Consider the following 18,893-nt stretch of genomic DNA (forward strand, 5'->3'; position numbering starts at 1 on the left):
CGGCCCGGCCATTGGCGCCGGGCCGCTCATTCTGGAGGCATCGAATCATGGCGAAGAAGATCGAGAAGGCGAATAGAGAGCCCACCAGGCCGTTCATGGTGCTGCGCGAGATCAAGCACAACGGCAAGCGCTACAAGGAAGGCGACACCATCGAACTGACGTACGACGAGGCGGTCGAGATGTTCGGCGACGGTCGTGTCAGTGGCGACTTCCCGGATCAGCAGGAAGGCGACAAGAAGCCCGAGGGCGACACGAAGCCTGAAGGCGGCGAAGGCACCGGCGGCGCCCCCGAAGGAACCGGCGGCGGCGAAGGCGGTGACGGTGGTCAGGGCGACACCAGCAATCCGGGCGCCTGATAGAACTCGCTCGACATGGCTGTCGCTCATGATCAGCGGACCCTGCCGCTCGCTCGCAATCCGGACAACCCGGCAGCGGCGGGGATCACGCTCGCCTGGGACTTCACCGGCATGGGCAGCCTGCCGGAGGCGCAGCCATTCCTGTTCGGCGGCGGCTCCGCACCTTCGCTGACGGTCAGCGGCAACCGCAGCTATCCGACTTACAACGGCATCCAAGGCGTCCGGCCTGGCGGGTCTGGCGCATCCGGGAGCTACAACAATCTGACCTTCACCGGTCAGGGCATGCAGGTAGGTACCGGCGACTTCCAAGTCGCCGTGATCTTCACGACCGGTCCGACCCTGCCGACCAGTACGAACACGATCAAGGCGCTGGTCATCCGCAATGACGCTGGAACCGCGCTGGTCGATCTGACGATCTCGGAGAGCAACGGCAACGGCTGGTTCCTGAACGCGAACAGCTCGACCGGCGAAGGCACGGCGGTCACCGCCACCATCTACGGCGTCAACAAGACCGTCATTCTGTGGTTCCGTCGGCGCGCTGGCGTGACCAACGTCTGGACGCAGGAGGCGACGCCGACCAGCATCCTCGTTGCGCGCTACAACGCCGGCAGCGACAGCACCGACTGGACCGACACCAGTGCGAAGCGGATCTACATCGCATGGAACCAGAGCACGACCGCAGTCGTCGATGTCGCGATCCACGGTGTCCGGTTTTGGGGCGGGTCGTCGCTCGACGATGAGGCAACGCGCAACGTCGGCCGCGACTTCTGGGCGCTTGAGGCGAACGAGGTCGAAAGCGACAGCCTGGCAATCACCTCGCCGGCCGCCGGTAGCAGCGTCCCGACCACGACCACGATCAGCGGCACGTACACCGGAACGGCACCGACCGGCGTCGATGTGCAGCACGGCGCAGCGTCCTGGGTGACGCTGTCCGGATTCAGCGCAGCAGGTGGCACATGGTCAGGCGCGGCGGTGCTGGCTGTCGCGTCTGCCGCAGCCCTGCGCGCGCGCTACGGAAACAACACGGCCATCGTGTCGGCCGACGTCGCGAACATCACCGTCGAGGCCGACGCCATTGCGTTCACGGTGCCGATGATCGGTGCCGATCCGGACCCGATGGGCGCAGTCGACTACCGCTTGTTCCAGCGCGACGGCGCCAATCAGGCGACAGGTGTGCGCGTCACCGGCACGTATGACGGCGACCCCGAGGGTGCGATCGAGTGGCGCTACAACGGCGGCAGCTGGGCCACGCTCGATGCAACCCCGACCGGCGGGGAATTCGACGAGGTCGTGACGCTGCAGGGTCCGGCACAGGGCGCGCTCGAAGTGCGCTTCGCGGCTAACCCGTCCGTCTCGGCGGCGCTGTCCTATGTCGGTGTAGGCGACCTGTACCTATGTGCCGGGCAGAGCAACGCCGCGGGCTGGTCGCCGAGCTACCTGCAGCCGGTCGCGCCTGCTGCCAATCCAACCTGGAAGGCCGTCGAATTCGACTTCGCGCACGTCTGGCGCGAGAACTTCGAGACCCTGGCCAAGCCGTTCCACATCCCGTCGGATGCGGTCTACACCGCGTTCAACGCCGGCGGCGCGGGCGACGGGTCGTACTACGGTCACCTCGCGACGCTCGCGATGGAGTCCGGTGTACCGATCGGCGTTGTTCCGGCTGCACGCGGCAGCACGAACATTGACCAGTGGAACGCGGGCAGCCCCTCGAACACCGGCACGCTCTACGGCGCCATGCTCGCTACCGCACAGAAGCTGGGAAGCTTCCGCTACGTGCTGTGGTGGCAGGGCGAAGGCTCGATGTCCGATACCGCGACCGGCACCGCCTACGATCCGACGCTGTACGCCGGAAAGCTGGACGAGATCATGGACGCCTTCGCAGCGGCCGGTCAGACCGCGCAATGGGTGCTGACGATGCCCTGCCTGGCGAACCCCGAGCCGAAGGCGAACGGTGTGCTACTCCGCTCGGCAATCGCCAGCCTGTCCAGCAACGAGCACGTGGCCGGCGTGCTCGACCTCGATGACCCGACGCCGGCCTACGACACGCTGCACTTCGAGGGCAGCACCGAGATCATCACCATTGCCGAGCGCATGGCTGCGCTGCTGGGCTACACCACGGCCCCGGTTCAGGTGGATGTTCCGATCCGCTGGAACATGCAGGCCGCCGTCTCCACTGCGGCGTCGATTCGCTGGTCACTGCAGCAGCCGGTGCAGAAGGACGCCGCGGTGCGCTGGTCGATGCTGCAGCCGGCTACCGCCGAGGCGATCGCGCGCTGGTCGATGCTGGCCAGCGTCACGAAGCCGCAGGCGATCCGCTGGGATCTGCTGGAAGCGGTGCAGCAGGACCGCACGGTCGCATGGCAGCTGCTGCAGGCAGCTCAGGCAGACGCCACCCTCCGGTGGTCGATGCTGGAGGCCGTGCAGGCCGATGCGGCGATCCTGTGGAACCTCGCCGCTACCCTGGGAACGGTCACCGCCGAGTTCGTGGCGCGCTGGTCCCTGCTCGCGCCTGTGCAGGCTGACGCATCGGTGCACTGGAACCTGCTGCAGGCCGTCGCCGCCGACGCGCCGGTCCGCTGGGACATGCTGCAGAGCGCTGAGCGCGCCGACGCTGTGCGCTGGTCGCTTCTCGAAGCCGTCCGCGCCGACCGAACGCTGCGCTGGGCGATGCTCGGCGCCGTCCGCGCCGATGCCACCGCCGCGTGGAATCTGCTGCAGGCGGTCCAGGTCGATGCGTCGCTGCGCTGGGATCTGATCACCGCCGGTGTTGTGTTCTCGACCTTCGATGTGCGCTGGTCGATGCTCGCCGCGGTCGAGAAGTCGGTCGCCGCCCGCTGGTCCCTGCTGGAAGCGCTGCAGGTCAACGCCGGCCTGCGCTGGGACATGGTTTCCGCAGTCACGCGCGAGGCGCTGGTGCGCTGGGATCTGCTCGCCAATGCGCAGGTCGTCACCGACGCCGTCATCCGCTGGGACGTGCTCAGCGCATCGCAGCGCGACGTCGTCATCCGCTGGCGAGTCGGTGACGCGACCACCCTCGCCCCGATCCATGTGCATCTGGTGCCGGCTGAACGCCGCCTGTTCGTCGTGCCACCCGAAAGCCGCATCACCGTTGTCGCGCCGGCGCGCGGCAACACCTTCACCACCCACTGAGAGGGCATCGAAATGCCGATCGTATCCACCGACATCAAGTACCGGCTGTCCGGCGGCGCCGCAAACAGCAACGCGAACGCCAGCCTGGGCGGCGCGAAGAGCACGACGGAAATGGGCACCGGCCTGCACAACCTGTTCGACATCGTCGGCGACGACGAGACGACAGCAGGCGACACCGAGTACCGGTGCATCTACATCCACAACTCGCACGCCACGCTGACCATGCAGAACACGCGGGTCTGGCTCAGCAGCAACACGCCCAGCGGCGACACGCTGGCCGAGATCGGCCTCGGAACTGCCGCGATCAACGGCACCGAGCAGACCATCGCGGACGAGAGCACCGCGCCGACGGGCGTCACGTTCAGCACGGCCGCCAGCGAAGGCGCAGCGCTCACCATCGGCGACATTCCGCCGGGCCAGCACAAGGCGGTGTGGGTGAAGCGCGTGGTCGCCGAAGGCGCTGCCGCCTACAACGACGACCAGGCGGCCATCAGCGTGAAGTGCGCGACGGCTGCGTAACCATGCCCCGCGACTTCATCGCAGACCCGTCGAGCCGGCTGGACTTTGCCCTCTACTGGGGCGACTGGCTGGCCGACGGCGACACCGTGGCTTCGGCCGCATGGACCGCCCCGGATGGCGTCACGATCGAGGACGACCAGATCAACACGGTCACCATGAACGTGCCGCACCCGGATATCCAGGGGCGCGTGATCACGTGCGCGCCTGGCACGCTGACGACGGTCTGGCTGTCGGAGCCGCCGGCCGGCGCTGCCGTTCGCCTCGCGTGCAAGGTCACCACCGCACAGGGCCGCGTCGATGAGCGGTCCATCACCGTGCGCCCGGCGCAGAGGTAACCTGCCATGCCCTACACCACAGCCGAAGAACTGCGCACGCGATTCGGTGCGCGCGAGATCGATGCACTGGCCGACCCGCTGCGATCCGGCACGCCTGACGACGAGATCGTCGGCCGTGCCATCGCCGATGCCGGCGCGCTGATCGACGCGCACCTGGCCGGCCGGTACTCGCTGCCGCTGGCCAGCGTGCCCGAGGTGCTGGCGACCATCGCGTGCGACGTGGCCCGCTTCAAGCTCTGGCACCACGACGCACCGCAGGAAGTGCGCGATCGATACGACGACGCGCTCACGCAGCTGAAGATGTTCGCGCTGGGTACGCTGGTGCTACCGCCGGACGCTGTCACCGGAGAGGCGCAGCCTGTTCAGTCCATCCAGACCGACGTGAGCACACCGGGCCGCATCTTCACGCGCGACACGCTGCACGGCTACTGATGTCGATCAACGTCGAAGTCACCGGCGACGGCGCAGAGAGGAAGCTGCAGCAGCTGCTGGCGGCCGGTCGATCCGCAGAGATGTACGCCAGCGTCGGCGCAGGCCTGAAGACCCTGATCGACCTCGGCTTCAAGATGTCGCGCGATCCTTGGGGCCAGCAGTGGGCGCCCTTGAAGTTCCGCGCCCTGCGCCGGTCCGACGACGGCGGGAAGCTCAGCCGCACCGGTCGCCAGCAGCGCGAAGCGAACCGCGCCGGAAAGGCCGGCCAGCCGCTGCGCGACACCGGACGGATGCAGCGGAGCATCACCTACAAGCCCGAGCCCGACGGCGTCACAGTCGGCACGAACCTGCGCGCGAAGAGCGGCGCCAGCATTCCGGCCGTGCATCAGTTCGGCGCGACCATCCTGCCGAAGAAGGGCAAGTTCCTGATCTTCCCCGGGCCGAATGGAAACCTGATCTTCGCGAAGAAGGTCGTCATTCCTCGCCGCGCCTTCCTGCCGCTGGACAAGTCCGGCGCCGTCGCACTCCCCCCGTCCTGGACCGCGGTCATCGTCGCGCGGATCCGTGCATTCATGCTCCGAAAGGTCACCTGATGTTCGCCGATCACCAGCGCGCCATCGCCGCGCGCCTGAAATCCAAGATGCCCGAGGGCGTCGCCGTCATCGAACTGGATGAGGCACAGCGCGTGCCCGAGCTGCGCCAGATGGCGCCGGCTGTGTTCATCGCGTACGACGGCCTCGCACCTGTCTCGGAGGCCGGCCAGAACGGCCGCATCGTGCAGGTCCGTCACGAGTGGTTGATCGTTTGCACGGCCCAGTCCGCGGCCGGCGCGGGCGACAACTACGAAGCGAAGGTCGAGGCCGGGCGCATCGCCGAGCGCGTGATCAGTGCGCTCGCCGGACACCACCTTGGCGAGGGCAAATATCTGCATCTGTCTGAGTCACCTGGCCCCGAGGTTGAATCGGGGTATTGCTGGCTCCCGCTGGCATTCCACCACCTCGCCACGATGCGCGGCGACCCATGACAGAGAGGACACTACGATGGATTACAGCTACATCGGCTCCGGCCGGATCTACCTGAAAAAGATCGGCAGCACTGGCGGATTCATCGAAGTGGGCAACTGCGACGGCGTGAACATCAACACGACCGAGCAGGAGATCACCAAGCCCGACCGCACGCAGCCCGGCGGCGGCACCTACAACGAAGTGCGGCGCATCGAGTCGTGCGCCCTGCAGATCACCGCTGCAGAACTGAGCCCGGAGAATCTGGCGCGCGCCTTGTACGGCGCCACCAGCGAATACACCGGCGCGGCGATCACCGGCGAGCTGCTCACGGTCGGCCCTGGCCAATACACCCCGTTTGCGCATCTGCACGCAGCCTCGCCCGCCCCCGCCCTCACGAAGCCCGCGGCCACGCGCACGGGCACTTTCACCCGCGATCCGGGCGCGACCGGAAACTACACGTCGAGCGCCGTGACCGTGGCTGACGGTACCGCACTGGGCACCTACACCGCCGAGTTCACCTCGGCCACTGCATACACCCTGCGCAGCCCGAGCGATGCAGTCGTGGGCTCCGGTACTACTGGCACTCCATTCAGCGCCGGCGGCTTCGGTTTCACGATCACGGCCGGTGGCACGGCTGCCGAGGCTGGCGACATCTTCACCATCGCAGTCGCGGTCGGTGCTGGCTCCCCGGTGGCACTCGTTGAGGGCACCGACTACGAGCTTCGCCCGGGCGGCATCGTTGTGCTGGAAGGCCGTGCCGCTGACGGCGATGTCTGGACGGCCGGTTACACCAGCGTCAACGCCGACGTTGTGCAGGCGCTGGTCACCAGCGGCGAAGAGTACGAAGTCATGTTCGACGGCCTGAACGAGGCGCGCAGCGGCAAGCGCACGCGCGTGCACGCCTTCCGCTACAAGCCCGGCGTCGCGCAGGCAGTGGGCCTGCTCAGCGACGAGTACGCAGCCCTCGACGTGACCGGAAAGCTGCTGAAGGACACCACCAAGACGGGTGCCGGCATCAGCCAGTACTTCAAGGCAACCATCGAGCGCTGATCCTCCGCCGCGGACTGGACACCCGCGGATTCAGCCGGCGCTGCGGACATACAGCGCCGGCCCTTTTCTTCCCTCCGGACGTGACCCGACATGAACGCCCCGACCGAACCGCACCCGCTGGAAGCCATCGAGCCCAGCGACATACGTACCGTCAGCACCAGCGCAGGCGACATCGTCGTCGAGCCGCTGCGCATCGGCCAACTGCCGGCCTTCACCCGCGCCATCCGAAGCTGCGGCGGCCTGCTGCTCGCCGTAGCCGACGGCGCCGACCCCGACGCCATGCTCTTCCAGATCGCCGAGCACGGCGACGCCATCATCGAGGCCTGCGCAGTGGCCACACGGCAGGACGTGGCGCGCATCGCTGATCTGACGCCCGACGAGTTCATCGCGCTGATCGCGGCCGTCATTGGTGTGAACCGGGATTTTTTCGCGCGCCGGATGAACCCGGAACTGCTGGCGCGCGTCGCGCATCTGGCCGGGCGCCGGACTGGTACGACGTAATCCAGGCCCTACTGGATCACGGCCACACGAGAGCCGACGTCATGAACTACACCCTCGCCCAGGTCGAAGGATTCCGACGCGCCATCGCGCGAGCAGACGCACGCCGGATGACCCAGTCCGCGACCGCCGTCCGCGTGGCATCGCACGGCAACAAGGGCACGTGGGGCCGCTTCGTTTCCGAACTGGAGAGCGCCGCGAATGGCCGGTGATATCTCGTTCAAGGTATCCGCCGACCTGGCGGAGATTCGCGCCCAGCTGCAGGGCCTGCGCGGAGACTTTCAGGCGGCCGGACAGAACGCGCGCGCGTCCTTCGGTGATGCCGGCGTGGCGAAGATGCGCGGCGAGCTGGCGCAGCTGCGCACCGAGTTCCGGCGCACTGCGGATGAGGGGCGGAAGGGCTTCAAAGACCTTGGCATTGACGGGATATCCAGCCAGCTGCGTGGCCTGCGCAATCTGGTCGGCGGGTTCGCGGGGTCCATAGCTGGCGCGCTCGGCGTGCGCGAAGTCATCAACCTCGCCGACAGCTACACCAGCATGACGGCGCGCCTGCGCCTGGCCACGAAGGCGACGGGTGACTTCGAGCAGGTACAGGCTGCGCTGGCTAAGACCGCGACCGAGACCCGCGCGCCGCTGCAGGACACCGTCAACCTGTACTCGCAGGTCGCACCGAGCCTGCAGCGCATCCTGAACTCGCAGGAGATCGTCGGCGTTGTCGCGACGGTGAATCAGGCCATTGCGCTGTCAGGATCGAGCGCCGAGGCCAGCAACGCGGCGCTGGTGCAATTCACGCAGGGTCTGGCATCGGGCACGCTGCGAGGCGAGGAACTGAACTCGATCCTCGAGCAGACGCCTGCCCTTGCAGACGCGATTGCCGAGGGTCTGGGCGTCACGCGCGGCGAGCTGCGTGCGCTGGGTGAGGCTGGCGAACTCACGGCCGAGCGGGTAGTGACTGCACTGCAGAAGGTTTCCGGCCGTGTCGCCAGCGACTTCCAGTCAGTACCGGTCACGGTCGGTCAGGCCTTCGTCCTGCTGAACAACTCGATCCTGCAGTTCATCGGCACCGTTGATCAGGGCACTGGCACGACCGCCGCGCTTGCAAACGCAATCATCCGGATCGGCAGCGGGATAGACGCGCTTTCGGCATCGACGGAGACGCTGAATCCGATCCTCGATGTCGCGATCGACACTGTCGACATTCTGGGTCGCTTCGTTCGATCGCTTGGCACCGCCTCGGCCGTAACCGCTGCGGTCCTTGATCGAGTCCTATCGGGGGACATCAAGGGCGCCCTTGAGACCTACAAGCAAGGCTATGCGGACATCGCAAAGATTGCGAGTGAGCCGCTTGCCTCGCGAGAGATCGACCGGACGCAGCCGAAGCAAGACGCCGACGCACGGCTGGCGATCGAAACGAAACTGGTTGACGAACAGAAGAAGCTGGAGCGGATGAAGGCCGTCGCAGCCGGCGAGGCATCCGCCGACATCCTGAAGGGCGAGAAAGAACTCGCCACCGAGCGAAACAAGGTCGCCGAGCAGGCAATGAAGGACCGCCTCAAGGCAGAGGAATCGACGGCAGACAAGCTGCGCGAACTGTACGCGAAGTCGCTGACCGACGCGCAGAAGGCGCGCGACGAAGCCGGGAAGATACGGACCGATGCAGGCAACGAGGCAACGGATCTGCGCGACCGTGCAGCAGCACGCCGCGGCCGTGGCCTGTCCGAGTCCGAGCGCGAAGATCAGAACCGGCGCGCCGCCAGTGGCCTCACTGCACGCGCGACGCTGGCCGCTGGCGCGGCCCAGTCTGCTGCACGCGATGGCGACCTGAAGAAGGCCGAAAAGCTCGCCGCCGACGCCGCCAAGCTGGCCGAGCGTGCCCAGCGCGCAGCCGACGCACTGCAGGACGATGACGACGCTGCGCGAGCGCTCGAAGAGCTGGCCCGCGTGCAGGAGAAGATCGGCGAAGCCCAGGCGCAGACGAAAGAGGCCGAGGCGAAGCAGCTGGAGGCGAACGCCGTTGCGATCGAGCAGCAGATCAAGCTGGCCGAGGAACGCATCGCAGCGGTGAAGGCGGAACTGTCGAAGCCGATCACGCTGCAGGCCGACATCGCCGAAGCCGAGAAGTCGATCAAGACGCTGGAAGAGCGCTTGGCCAACCTGCCCGACAAGACGGTCACCGTCACCGTGCAGACCGTCAATGCGCCCGGCACGCCGGCCGAAGCAGCGGAATCAATTCCGGCGCTGGCCACCGGCGGCAAGCTGACCGGTCCCGGATCTGACCGCAGCGACAACCTGCTGCTGTGGGGATCGCCCGGCGAATGGATGATCAACGCGCGCGCGTCGCGCTACTACGGCGACGGGTTCATGCACCGGCTGAACAGCATGCAGCTGCCGCGCTTCGCCGACGGCGGACCGCTGACGCCTGGAGTGCGCGCTGCTGCGAACGAATCGGCCGGCAGCGTTGCCGCCACCTTCAACTTCCCGGGCATGTCTCCGATCGCGGCCCGCGTCGACCGGCGCACCGCCTCAACCCTGACGCGCGAGCTGCGTCGCGAAGCAAGGAAGGCCGGACGATGAACGGCATCGCATTCGAGCTGGGCGGAATCGCTGTGCCCTATACCGTCGGCGGCAACATCCAGCAGCGCATCGCGCCGCTGACGGGCGGCACGTCGATCCGCCGAATGATGAACGGCGCCGGCGTGCGACAGACGCACTGGCGGAAGCTGTCGGTGCAGCTGTCCGGCGAGGGCTGGTGCCCGCTGGGCATTGACGCGCTGGACTGGGACAACCCGGCCGGCCTCACGCTGAAGTGCGGCGAGCCGCATTCGGTGCTGAGCAACAGCAACGTCATCGCCCTGCCAGTCGCGCGTCGCACCGATGCGCCCTACCTGCCGACGGCGCGCGCTCACCTGGCCAACGGCAACGAGGTTCCGACCTCGATCTCGATCGCGTCGCACACCGCGACGTTGGGCGCTGTGTCCGGCGCTGTCGCCTACAGCGTCCTCTACTTCCCGCAGCTGGTCGTGCTCGCTGATCCGCCGGAGCACACCTCCGACGAGGCCGGCAACGTGACCGGATGGACCCTGAACACCGAGGAAAAGTAAATGATCGCCTTCGACCGTGTGGCGCAGTACATCACCAGCACCGGCACCGACGAAGTGATGTCGCTGGGCAGCGCCGTCCCGACCTACTTGACCGCGGCTGCCGCCGCCGCTGTCGGATCGATTGCAGGGCCGTGGCCGGTGCCGTACCTGATCATAAACGGCGACGGCGCTGGCTTTGAACTGGGCCTTGGCAGCATTTCCGACACGGGATTCCTGTCGCGCTCGAAGGTATTCCGCTCGTCGAACAGCGGCAGCCGAATCGCGGTCAGCGACGACCCGAATCCGCCGGTCGTCTATGTCGTGCAGCTGGGCCTCGCCGCAGCGGCGGTGACGCACTCGCAGGCCTCTGATGATCCATTCTCGGGCCTCGACCCTGCGCTCGGCTGCATCGTTGCCGCAGGCGTGTTTGGCGCCGCCGGTGTCGGCTCGCAGTCGCGCGTTGACGCAAACGGTGGTGCGGCCTTCGGCGTAGAAGCCTATTCACGCGTCGAAGATGCAACAGCCTTGGGCGCGCTGTCGGACGCTCGCGTTATCGGCGCCGTGTCATCGGGCGTGTTCGACGCGGCTGACGTCGTGTGGGTAGGCTCGGCACAGACCTTTGACGATTCGCCAGCGCTGATTGCCCGAAACGGTGTCGGCATGGTGCCGTGGGACATCGGCGTCTATGTGCTCGACGTGCTGGTGTCCGGCCGTCGCACATCGCCCAGCGCAGCAGCCTATGGCGCGCGGATCACCGGCGTCGTCATGCGCACCGCGGGCGGCACGCCGGCCATCATTGGCACGCCGACGAAAACAGATATCGCGCTCAGCGGCGGCGCCACCGCAACCTGCGCGCTTGTCATCGACGGCGACAACGACGCGGTCACGGTTCAGGTGACCGGCGGCGAAACCGAAGAATGGATGTGGGCCGCGTCCATCCGCGCGGCTGAGCAAGCGGGCTTCTGATGTTCGGCGCGCATCCATTCGGCTCTGCTGCGTTCGGCTCCGGCCCGCTCGGCGACCCGCCCGATGCGCCTGCCGGTGGTTCGCTGACGCTGCCCCTGCGCATCACTGTCGTCGAAGCCGAGTCGATCGCACTGCCGCTGCGCATCACGCGCGTGCAGTCGCGATCTGTCGCGCTCCCCATGCGCATCAGCGTCGTTGACGAAGTCGATATCGCGCTGCCGCTGATCATCACCGTGCAGTCGTTGACGATCACGAGCCCGGCGCGCTGGCGGCCGGTGGTCACGCTCGGCGGTGTCGATGTCAGCGCGCGCCTGACGGGCGAGATCCGCATCGAAGCCGGCGAGGGTGAGGCGCGCATCGCTTCGTTCGTGATGCGGCCTGCGCCCGGCCCGCTCACGCTGCCGGACTGGACCGGCGCAGCGGTGACCATCGACATCGCGCAGCAGGATGCCGCCGGCAACGCCATCGACGCGCGCCGCCTATTCACCGGCGTAGTTGACGTGCCAGATCTGGACCTGACCGAGCGGCTGGTGTCGTTCGAGTGCACCGACCAGTTGCAGCAGGTCGTGCGCAGCCTGCCGAAAGAATGGGTTGACACCAATGTCGGCGGCTACTACTCCGAAGCCGTCAGCGGCGAATCGTCCGACATGCTGCAGTACGCCGATGCCCGGCTCGCCAGTGTGCCGGCATCGCTCGATCTCGACCCGTACCAGGCCGCGCGCGTGACGCCGTGGAACATAGAAGACGCCCCGGTGCTGGTGCTGACCGAGGCCGACATCATCTTCGGTTCGCTGCGCGTGGAACTGGCCGGCCGGGCGAACATCCGCAACGAGGTCGAGACGGTGCTGCAGTACCGATTCCCGCGGCTGCGCGCCCGGGTCGCGTCAGTCAATTTCGAGCGAACGGTCAACCAATACACGTCGCAGGGCCTGGACATCCCGAACCGCGACATGATCGAGCAAGCGCTGTCGAGCATTCCGGGGTGGCAGCTGCTGGGCGAGATCAACATGGTCCCGGTCGATCCGGGAAGCTATGAATCGTCGGGCAGCGGCGGCACGGTCTATACCGTGATCAGCGCGACGGACGCGCCGCAGCTTGCCCTCGGATTCGCTGCGCGATTTTCCAACCGGTGGGTCCAGTGGGTTACCGAGGAATACCGCCTGACCGTCGCGGCGCAGGCCTCTATCGACGCGCTTGGCCTCTCGCGCGAGACCTCGAACGGCGCCGTGCTTGACGCCGACTTCGACGATGGAACGTGGTTGTACGAACCTGGCGCCGAACCGGTCCTGACCCTGCCGACCGTCGGCGACGTGTCGCTCGACTATGGCGGCGCCGGCCGCACCGACCGCGCCGCAGCGCAGAACGCCGTGCGCACGCTGGTGGCGCAGTCACGCTGCCAGATCCTCGCCGCGCACCGCGACACGAGCACGTCGGCGATGACCACACTGCACGCCGGCATCGACCTGAACCGACGAATCGAGATCGACACCGCCGAAGTGCGTGCGCGCGGGAAAGTGGTCAGCGTCGCGCACCGCATGGACATCGAAACCGGCGAGCACGACACGGAGTTCGCGATCGCCATTTCGGGGTTCTCGGCTGTCGGGCTGCAGGATGACGACCCCGTCGAGGCTCCGGCCGCTCCGGTCGATCCGACGCCTGCGCCTGGCGCTGCGGCCTACGGATGCCGCTGTGACATGTACATCGGGCAGGTGTCCGGCGCGCCGGAGTTCGATGAGGCGAACATGATCGGCTACTCGACCAACGCCAAAGCCGGTTCTGAGTTCGACGCCAACGCGCCGGCCTACCCCTATGCGCTGAGCGTAGAAGCACCGGAGATCGAGGCCGCCGTGCGCGATCCGATCACGCTGCCGCGCCCTGCCAACCACGCCGTCGCCATCCCTCAAGACCTTTTGGAGATCACCGCGCTATGAGCTTCGGATTCTTCGCAGACGCCGGCTTGACCATCCCCTTCGCTGGCTCGCTGCGCCACTTCTCGACCCAGGGGGACAGGCTGATCTACTTCGGCAGCCCATCGAGCGGTCAGCAGCTGCAGGACAGCACAGCACCCGGATCGGCCAACGTGCAGGTCAGCATCACCGACAGCGCAGGAGGCTCCGGACTCGCCGCGGCGTCGATCAAGCTGGCGGCCACCTCGGGCGGGCTCACGTCGGCCGCTGGTGGCGCGGCGCTGAGCCTCGGCCACACGGTGCTCAGCGGTGCGGGCAACGCCAAGCCGATCCACATCCGCTTCGACACCTCGGCCGGCACGGTGGGCACCGACTACACAGACCTCGGCCTCGCGGTGAACAACGTCATCGAGTCGGCGGTGTAGCCGTGGGCGACATCTCGAAAGCGCTGGAGCGCATCGGCGCACGTGACCTCACCGGCGCCGGCATGACGCAGGGCACGCGCCCGCCCTTTGAGCCAAAGCCCGCGCAGGGAGCGAAGCCGCCGGCGGTGGGCAAGAGCAAGTCCGGCGGCGGGAAAAGCTCAGGCGGCAACAACCTCGTCGAACTGTCGTATGCCACGCGCGAGTATTACGACGAGCGCTCGATCTTCAGCAGCGACGGCACGATCAGCATGCGCGTGCGGCCGATCAAGGCGATCGTGCTCACCAATGGCCAGCGCCTGGAGTTCAAGGAACCGCCGCCGTGACGATGGTGTTCGACAGCCTGCACCAGCCGGCAGGCCCGTTCGCGGATCAGGTGATATTCGGCAACTCGCTGCACGGGCTGTGCGTCGGCAATGTCCTGACGCGGCCGAATGGCGCGACGGTGTCGATCGTTCCCCCCTTCGATCTGATGTCCGACTGCTTGGCCGTGCGCCTGGCCGGCGTACCCGACATCGTTCGCACGCCCGAGCAGGCCGCGGCCGACCTCGCCGAAGGTCTCGTATGGATTCCGGAGGTGCTGCTGCCCGGCGACACGCTGCGCTATTGGTTCTGGCGCAACAGCGCGAAGCGGACGTTCATCATCGAGCTTGTCCAGCAGGTACCGCTTACGTCGGTTTTCATCCGCGTTGTGCCGTACGGCGAGATCGGCGCCCCGGCGGAGACGGCACGGGTCTCGACGTTCACCGGCTTCACCGTGTCCGATGGCGCGTCGCCGTGGCAGGTCTGGGACGTATCAGGTGACGGTTCATCCGCGCTGATCGCGCGCCGGACTGCGTCGCCGTTCGACCCCGCACCGACCATCCACCGGCGCATGCTGGGGCTGTCCATCGTGGTCGAATGCACACTGTCGCAAGGCGGCGACGGCTGGCCAGTGCCAAGCGTTTCGATGGTCCGCAGCAACGCGCAGTGCCTGGGCACGATAGGGTCGTCGCTGTCTGAGAGCGGTGTCGCACCGGAGCTGATCAGCTGGCGAGAGTTCGAGGGCGAAGAACTCGGGCCGTACCAGATCGCACCGGTCGGTCCTGGCCTGCCCCCAGTTGGCGCCCAGTTCGTTGACAGTGCGAAGAACGGCGTCGAAACAGTCAGCACGTCTTTCACGCTGTCCGATCGCCTGCTGTCGTGCTGGTACGGAGACGGCGGCGCCGTGCAGTTCCTGACGCTGTCGCTGCAGCGCGACGAGGTCGGAACGCGGACCTATGTGCACACGGCGTCCGGCACCTCACGAACGATCAGCGAAACATCGCTGCTCGAATACACGGCCTCGGCGACCTACACCTACGGCGGCGCAGCGCTGCTCACTGAATCGTGGTCCGGGTCGTCGGATGGTGTTTCCGGTAATCCCGGTTTCCCGTTCGGCATGGCACCCAACTGGAACGGCGTCGGGCTCGCGACGATGACGGCGACGCGCTCCCAGATGTACCTGCCGCAGCTGAACCAGGACACCGCGCAGACCTTCGGCCTGCTCGCACTCTCCAAAAAGATGTTCGCACCGTTCCACGCCGCAGCCGGCACCTACACCGTCGAAGCGGCGCGGCACCCCGGCGGCACGACGCCGACGGCACCCAGCCCGGTGACGGTCACGGAGTTCGGTCCGTTCCCGATACACCTCGCCCGCGACCCGCGGACCGGCGCGCTCAGCAGCTGGTCGTCAGTGCCGGTCTGCTACCTGTAGAAATCTGCCCCTTATTGGCCGTCGAAGCAGGGCCGATAGTCCGCCCCAACGCATTCATTTCCAGCGAAAGGGGCTCACTTGAGCGTATCAACATCGCCGGGCGCCGCCTGGCTCGGCGGCTTCGTGGCGACGCCGGTCATCTTCCTGGGGACCGACGTGCTCGCGCTGGCCCTGGGATTCGCTGCGGCGATTTTCATGTCGGCGATGCTGGGCGACCTCATCAAGACGCGAAAGCAGGCGTGCGTAGCCGCGCTGATCGGCGCCCTGGCTGGTGGCTACTGCTCACCGCTGGCAGCCGTCGCTGTGGCCGCAGAGTGGCCGACCTTCGCCGGCTCACACGACGCCCTGCGGCTGCCGCTCTCGCTGCTGCTCGGCGCCACGCTGCCCTTCATCCTTCCGGCGCTTGTACGCGCTCGCGCGAAGACGGCGGAGGCCTCCGAATGATCATCAAAGCCCTCATCCTCGCCGCCGCCGCGGTGTGCGTCGTGCGCATCATCTGCCTTGCGGCGAACCTCAACCCGAAGAAGTGGCCCGGCCAGCGCCTGCGGCATGCGCTGTTTTCTCTCAGCGTCGCAACGCTGGCATTCGGGGTGATCTGCGCCGTCGGCGGATCGCCCGTCGCCGGCCCTGCGTTGCTGATCAGCACCGCCGGCATGGCGGCCTTCGACAGGCGCGCACCGCACGCTGCCGACCGCCGGCAGGAAGCGCGGCACGAGGATCGGAGGGACGGCAATTGATCATCACCCTGACCCGCTTTGCCTACCTGGCCGACTGCGCTCTCGGCGAACTGAAGGCCGGGCCGCTGAAGCTGGCCACCATCGAACGGCCGTGGATCGAGAACCCGGCCGGCCCGGGCGGCATGCCCCGGCAGTCGTGCGTGCCCGAAGGCGAGTACAGGCTGATCCAGCACAGCGGCGGCGCTTTCTCTCGCGTGTGGGCGCTGGTGAATCCTGACCTCGGTGTCTGGTATCAGCCCGGCTGCATGCCCGCCGGCCAGAAGTGGGGCCGCTCCGCCATCCTGATCCATGCCGGAAACCGCGTGCGCGACGTCGTCGGCTGCATCGCCGTCGGGCGGAAACACTCGCCGTGGGAGAACGGGGAGAACAGCGTGCGCGACAGCCAGCTGGCGATCAATGCGCTGCGCGGCGTCATCGGCACCGGCGAGCACGCCATCACCATCACCAGCACAGGGGCGAAGCCGTGAAAATAAGTCCAGTCCTGCGCCGCGCTGGCGCCCTGCTCATCTTCAAGTGCCCAGGCTGTCAGAGGAACCACGGTATCCGCGTTCGCGCGCTGTCGTCACCGGGCGACCGGAACGGCCCCGGCTGGGAGTGGAATGGCGACACGCATCAGCCGACGTTCTCGCCTTCAGTGCTGGTCAGATACGACGGAGCCGACGCCGGAATAGATGGTGCGCCGCCTGCGGTATGCCATTCGTTCGTTGTCAACGGGCAAATGCAGTTCCTCGGCGACTGCACGCATGCGCTGGCCGGCCAGACTGTGCCGCTGCTGCCGTGGCCTGACGAGGAACCGGCGTAATGCTCGCCCGCTACCTGACACCCGCGCTCGGCGTCGCACTGGCAGTCGCCCTGCTGATGCTGTGGAGCACCGGCAAGGAACGCGACGTGGCACTGGCTGAGCGTGACGCAGCGCTGGCGGCATACGGCACATTCCGGGCCGAAACGAAGGCCGAAGGCCTGAAGGCCAAGGCCGCCAACGTGGCCGAGACATCCCGACTGGAGAAACTGAGCAATGACACGCGCACAGCCTATGAAATCAGCGTTGATCGCCTGCGCAGCATGCTTGCTGCTGAGCGCGTGCGCCGGGCAGTCGCCGAAGGTGGAATACGTGCCGGTGGCGATCGAGTGTCCAGCACCGCCGACGCCACCGGCGAACCTGATGACCGATCTGCCGACGCTGGATCTGGTGCCGCAGGATCTGCTGCCGCCGAAGAGGTAGCCAGCACGCTGCCCGAGCGGTGCGCGATGACCACGCTGCAATGCGCGTGGCTGCAACACTGGGCCGCCAGCCTCAAGCCGCCGGATGCGCGTCCGTGACGCTCTCACCTACGCGGCGCGCCTCTTCCGCTCCGGATTCCGTTCGGATGAAGGGGCTGCACTGATCACGCTCGCGCGTGATCGGTACCGACTTCTCCAGAAGCTGGCAGCCGTCCGGGCCGACCGCAACGCCTGGCGACAGCAGGCGATCGAGGAAAAGAGGCGGAATCAGTCCGCCGACGATTCGCCAGCCAGCTGATCAATCCAGTCCGCCCAGGCCTGCAGCATCTGCCGGCGTTCCTCTATGTGCTGCGCGTGGTTGTACGCGGCCTTCGTCTTCGAGCGCTCCGCATGCGCCAACTGCAGTTCGATCAGCCGGCTGTCGAATCCCATTTCGTGTAGGTGCGTGCTGGCCGTGGCCCGGAAGTCGTGCCCGGTGAAAGGAACGCCCAAGTACTCGAGCGCGCGATTGATGGTCGTGCCGCTGATCATGTCGTCTGGCCGGCGCGAGCTGGGGAACATGAGCCGGCCGCCGCCAGTGATCCGCTTCAACTCGTCGAGCAGCACCAAGACCTGCCGAGGCAGCGGCACAACGTGCGTGCGCCCCTTCTTCATCTTGTCGCCTGGAATCACCCACAGCGCGCGCGTCGGATCCACCTCTGACCACTCGCCGCGCCGCGCCTCGATCGTGCGCACGAAGGTGTAGAGCAGCAGCCACATCATGATCTGCGTGGTGCGCATGCCGCCGTAGCCTCTCAGGGCGGTGACGAACTGCTTCAGCTGCTCGCGGCTCATTGGCTGGGCGTGCTCGACCTGCGGACGCTCTACCGTGCCACGGATCGCTGCTGTTGGGTCGTGGTCGGCGCGTAGCGTGGCCACCGCGTACCGCATGACGGCGCCGCACCACTGCCGCAGGTTGATCGCAACCGTCGGAGCGCCGCGCTTCTCGACGCGCTGGACTATCTGCAGGAAGTCGTGAGCGGTCAGCGTGCGCACTGGCCGGCGGCCGATGTACGGATAGGCGTCAGCCTGCAGGCCGCGTTCGACCTGGCCGAGGTAGTACGCCGTCCAGCTGCCGCGCTTCTTCTCTATCCACTCGCGGGCCACAGCCTCGAACGTGTTGTCGTTCTCGGCATGCTGCTCGGCCAGTCGGGCCTGCCTGGCGTGCGAAGGGTGCACGCCCTGCTTCACCAGATCACGCGCCTCGTCGCGTGCGCGCCGGGCGTCGGTCAATGAAACGGCGGGGTATTCACCGATGGCGAAGAGGTTTTCTTTCCCGGCGATGCGATATCGGTAGCGCCAAAGCTTCGATCCGTTCGGCTTGATTTCCAGATACAGGCCGTGCGCATCGGTGAGCTTCACCGGCTTTTCCGATGGCTTCGCCTGTCGGATTTTTATGTCGGTCAGGGCCATGAAAGCGGGTATCGGTGAATGCGGGTACG

23 protein-coding genes are annotated in these 18,893 nt (G+C 67.1%); 22 read left to right on the top strand and 1 reads right to left on the bottom strand.

Annotation, left to right across the window (positions count from 1 at the left end; all coding sequences use genetic code 11):
- The first annotated feature begins 47 nt into the window (after nt 1-47).
- From ACQ66H_RS15805 to ACQ66H_RS15910, 22 genes are all read left to right on the top strand, one after another.
- A complete protein-coding gene (locus tag ACQ66H_RS15805) occupies nt 48-356 on the top strand; it encodes a hypothetical protein (protein WP_430434800.1) in 309 nt (102 codons plus the stop codon).
- Nucleotides 357-467: 111 nt separating this feature from the next.
- Nucleotides 468-3,506 carry a sialate O-acetylesterase gene (locus ACQ66H_RS15810; RefSeq protein WP_430434801.1) on the top strand — a complete coding sequence of 1,013 codons (3,039 nt, stop codon included), beginning with the start codon at nt 468-470 and terminating at the stop codon, nt 3,504-3,506.
- Nucleotides 3,507-3,518: 12 nt separating this feature from the next.
- Nucleotides 3,519-4,025 carry a hypothetical protein gene (locus ACQ66H_RS15815; RefSeq protein ID WP_430434803.1) on the top strand — a complete coding sequence of 169 codons (507 nt, stop codon included), beginning with the start codon at nt 3,519-3,521 and terminating at the stop codon, nt 4,023-4,025.
- Between the two features lie 2 nt (nt 4,026-4,027).
- Nucleotides 4,028-4,360 (top strand): hypothetical protein, encoded by a 333-nt coding sequence (locus ACQ66H_RS15820; protein WP_430434804.1) that lies wholly within the window; start codon nt 4,028-4,030, stop codon nt 4,358-4,360.
- A gap of 6 nt (nt 4,361-4,366) precedes the next feature.
- Nucleotides 4,367-4,792: a gp436 family protein gene (locus ACQ66H_RS15825; RefSeq protein ID WP_430434805.1), complete on the top strand. Its 426-nt coding sequence runs from the start codon at nt 4,367-4,369 to the stop codon at nt 4,790-4,792.
- Nucleotides 4,792-5,385, top strand: a complete 594-nt coding sequence (locus ACQ66H_RS15830; RefSeq protein WP_430434806.1) for a phage virion morphogenesis protein — start codon at nt 4,792-4,794, stop codon at nt 5,383-5,385. The genes ACQ66H_RS15825 and ACQ66H_RS15830 overlap by 1 nt, the downstream gene beginning before the upstream one ends.
- Entirely contained in the window at nt 5,385-5,816 is a 432-nt protein-coding gene (locus ACQ66H_RS15835; RefSeq protein ID WP_430434807.1) for a phage tail terminator protein, read from the top strand. The genes ACQ66H_RS15830 and ACQ66H_RS15835 overlap by 1 nt, the downstream gene beginning before the upstream one ends.
- A gap of 16 nt (nt 5,817-5,832) precedes the next feature.
- Nucleotides 5,833-6,846, top strand: coding sequence for a hypothetical protein (locus ACQ66H_RS15840; protein WP_430434808.1), 1,014 nt, complete (start codon nt 5,833-5,835; stop codon nt 6,844-6,846).
- 90 nt (nt 6,847-6,936) lie between these two features.
- Nucleotides 6,937-7,347, top strand: coding sequence for a hypothetical protein (locus tag ACQ66H_RS15845; RefSeq protein WP_430434809.1), 411 nt, complete (start codon nt 6,937-6,939; stop codon nt 7,345-7,347).
- Between the two features lie 41 nt (nt 7,348-7,388).
- Nucleotides 7,389-7,556, top strand: a complete 168-nt coding sequence (locus ACQ66H_RS15850; protein WP_430434810.1) for a hypothetical protein — start codon at nt 7,389-7,391, stop codon at nt 7,554-7,556.
- Between the two features lie 124 nt (nt 7,557-7,680).
- On the top strand, nt 7,681-9,918 hold the full coding sequence (locus tag ACQ66H_RS15855; protein WP_430434811.1) for a tape measure protein: 2,238 nt from the start codon (nt 7,681-7,683) through the stop codon (nt 9,916-9,918).
- Nucleotides 9,915-10,445, top strand: coding sequence for a hypothetical protein (locus tag ACQ66H_RS15860; RefSeq protein ID WP_430434812.1), 531 nt, complete (start codon nt 9,915-9,917; stop codon nt 10,443-10,445). The genes ACQ66H_RS15855 and ACQ66H_RS15860 overlap by 4 nt, the downstream gene beginning before the upstream one ends.
- The gene (locus ACQ66H_RS15865; RefSeq protein WP_430434813.1) at nt 10,446-11,390 is read left to right on the top strand and encodes a hypothetical protein; all 945 of its coding nucleotides are present in this window, start codon (nt 10,446-10,448) and stop codon (nt 11,388-11,390) included.
- Between the two features lie 275 nt (nt 11,391-11,665).
- Nucleotides 11,666-13,321: a hypothetical protein gene (locus ACQ66H_RS15870; RefSeq protein ID WP_430434814.1), complete on the top strand. Its 1,656-nt coding sequence runs from the start codon at nt 11,666-11,668 to the stop codon at nt 13,319-13,321.
- The gene (locus ACQ66H_RS15875) at nt 13,318-13,722 is read left to right on the top strand and encodes a hypothetical protein (protein ID WP_430434815.1); all 405 of its coding nucleotides are present in this window, start codon (nt 13,318-13,320) and stop codon (nt 13,720-13,722) included. The genes ACQ66H_RS15870 and ACQ66H_RS15875 overlap by 4 nt, the downstream gene beginning before the upstream one ends.
- A 2-nt stretch (nt 13,723-13,724) precedes the next feature.
- Nucleotides 13,725-14,045 (top strand): hypothetical protein, encoded by a 321-nt coding sequence (locus ACQ66H_RS15880; protein WP_430434816.1) that lies wholly within the window; start codon nt 13,725-13,727, stop codon nt 14,043-14,045.
- Nucleotides 14,042-15,454 (top strand): hypothetical protein, encoded by a 1,413-nt coding sequence (locus tag ACQ66H_RS15885; protein ID WP_430434817.1) that lies wholly within the window; start codon nt 14,042-14,044, stop codon nt 15,452-15,454. The genes ACQ66H_RS15880 and ACQ66H_RS15885 overlap by 4 nt, the downstream gene beginning before the upstream one ends.
- Before the next feature lie 78 nt (nt 15,455-15,532).
- Nucleotides 15,533-15,898 carry a hypothetical protein gene (locus tag ACQ66H_RS15890; protein WP_430434818.1) on the top strand — a complete coding sequence of 122 codons (366 nt, stop codon included), beginning with the start codon at nt 15,533-15,535 and terminating at the stop codon, nt 15,896-15,898.
- A complete protein-coding gene (locus tag ACQ66H_RS15895; RefSeq protein ID WP_430434819.1) occupies nt 15,895-16,191 on the top strand; it encodes a hypothetical protein in 297 nt (98 codons plus the stop codon). Before ACQ66H_RS15890 ends, ACQ66H_RS15895 begins: the two co-directional genes overlap by 4 nt.
- The gene (locus ACQ66H_RS15900) at nt 16,188-16,658 is read left to right on the top strand and encodes a DUF5675 family protein (RefSeq protein ID WP_430434820.1); all 471 of its coding nucleotides are present in this window, start codon (nt 16,188-16,190) and stop codon (nt 16,656-16,658) included. Before ACQ66H_RS15895 ends, ACQ66H_RS15900 begins: the two co-directional genes overlap by 4 nt.
- Nucleotides 16,655-16,993: a DUF6527 family protein gene (locus ACQ66H_RS15905; RefSeq protein ID WP_430434821.1), complete on the top strand. Its 339-nt coding sequence runs from the start codon at nt 16,655-16,657 to the stop codon at nt 16,991-16,993. Before ACQ66H_RS15900 ends, ACQ66H_RS15905 begins: the two co-directional genes overlap by 4 nt.
- Nucleotides 16,993-17,511, top strand: a complete 519-nt coding sequence (locus ACQ66H_RS15910; RefSeq protein WP_430434822.1) for a hypothetical protein — start codon at nt 16,993-16,995, stop codon at nt 17,509-17,511. Before ACQ66H_RS15905 ends, ACQ66H_RS15910 begins: the two co-directional genes overlap by 1 nt.
- 168 nt (nt 17,512-17,679) lie before the next feature.
- Here the strand turns inward: ACQ66H_RS15910 and ACQ66H_RS15915 are convergent, their stop codons facing one another.
- Nucleotides 17,680-18,864, bottom strand: a complete 1,185-nt coding sequence (locus ACQ66H_RS15915; RefSeq protein WP_430434823.1) for a tyrosine-type recombinase/integrase — start codon at nt 18,862-18,864, stop codon at nt 17,680-17,682.
- Nucleotides 18,865-18,893: the final 29 nt, after the last annotated feature.

The organism is Methyloversatilis sp., assembly GCF_965284615.1.
Taxonomy (GTDB): Bacteria; Pseudomonadota; Gammaproteobacteria; order Burkholderiales; family Rhodocyclaceae; genus Methyloversatilis.